Genomic DNA, 1,524 nt, shown 5'->3' on the forward strand with positions numbered 1-1,524 from the left:
ACCGCTCGTAGAGGCCGGGGCGGATCGCGTCCAGCTCGCGCCGCCAGTCGTCCTCGTCGAACTCCCACCAGCGGCGCGAGAACTCCAGCAGGACCTTGGTCGCCGCGTCGTAGTGGAGCTCCGTGACCGCCCGCCGCTTGCCGTAGGAGAGCTGCGGGGTGAAGGTGACGTGGCGGAGTCCGGAGAACGGGACGGTGACGACGGCCTCGTCACCGGTGAAGGTCTCGCGCACGACCCTTCCGTCACGGCCCTCGGACACCGTGTGCACGGTGACCCCGCCTCGCGGACCGTGCTCGACACGGACGGCCCGGCGGTCGAGGCGGACCAGGTCCTTCACGCGCGCGTAGAGCGCGTCCGCCAGGGTCGCGGTGCCGTCGGGCAGCTCGTAGAAGGCGGTGTCGGGGCTGATCAGCGCGGAGGACAGGAAACTGTGCAGGAACGACAGGTGCAGCCGTGACGTGACGTTCTGGACCGTGCCGACGAGGTCGATCGTGCGCTCGTCGAGCCCCGCCTCCTCGGTGAGGTACCGGAACATGGACCAGTGGCCGTACCGCTGGAGGACGGTGGCCCAGCCCTCGACGAGGTCCCTGCCCTGCTTGCCGTCGATGAGGGCCCGGGCGGGCGCCAGGGCGGCCCGGTAGATCTCCGCGGCCGTCGTGTCCAGATACTTCTCCGGTACGCCGAAGTGCCGGTTCAGGACACGCGGCCGGCGCTCGTACTCCGCACGCCGGACCCGGACCCCGTTGGCCTGGATCCACGTCCGGTTCGCCGGCCGGCCCGAGGGGTCGACATCGGTGAGGTGGAACCTGCGCCGCTCCAGACCGAGGGCGTCGATCAGCCCGATGACCAGGGGGTGGCTGGCGGGGATGCGCATCGCTCCGGCCTCCGCGTACTGCCGGGGATCGGCGAACGGCTGCGCGGCGTTCTCGTGGCCCCCGGTGCGGAAGGTCTTGATCCGGCCACCGACCCGGTTGCCGTTGGCCTCGATCACCGTGACCTCGTGCCCGGCGCGCCGCAGGAGATCCGCCGCGACGAGCCCCGCCGGCCCCGCCCCGACGACCAGGACCCGCTTGCCGCCACCGTGTCCGCGCGGCAGGCCCGTCTCCAGCAGGATCCTGGCGTACCGCGGGACGAGGGCCTCACCGTGCTCGTCCAGCACCAGAATGGCCCTGGCCACCCGTTCGCAGACGTCCCGGGGGGCGCCGCCCGGCACCGGTGGGGCGCTGCCCGTCGCGGCCGCGGGCGCGGGCGCGGCCTGGGGAGCGGTAGGCAGGGTGAGGGCGAGGGCGCCGGTGCCGGCGGCGATGACCAGGGCGCGCCTCTTGAGCTCGATATCCACAGGGGGCACCCTTCGGGAAGCCGTCGGCGGTACGCGCGGGACACGCCCGCCCGCGCCGGCGATTCACCTGTACGTGGTGCTCGCCGCCACCGCCGCGCTGGGGCGGACGCGTGACGCGGAGGTCCCGTCGGCCGGGCCTCGTGGACCGCCGCGGTGAGGACTCGCATGATGGCTCCGACGCTGAC

Annotated in this window: 1 protein-coding gene; it reads right to left on the reverse strand. The window is 73.4% G+C overall.

The window, feature by feature from the left end; genetic code table 11:
• The coding region (locus tag RIF68_RS36280; RefSeq protein WP_375165803.1) for an FAD-dependent oxidoreductase at window positions 1-1,348 on the reverse strand (1,348 nt) is incomplete at its 3' end.
• Window positions 1,349-1,524: the final 176 nt, after the last annotated feature.

Origin of the sequence: Streptomyces sp., from assembly GCF_031178505.1 — a bacterium.
In the GTDB taxonomy this organism is placed as follows: domain Bacteria; phylum Actinomycetota; class Actinomycetes; order Streptomycetales; family Streptomycetaceae; genus Streptomyces; species Streptomyces gulbargensis.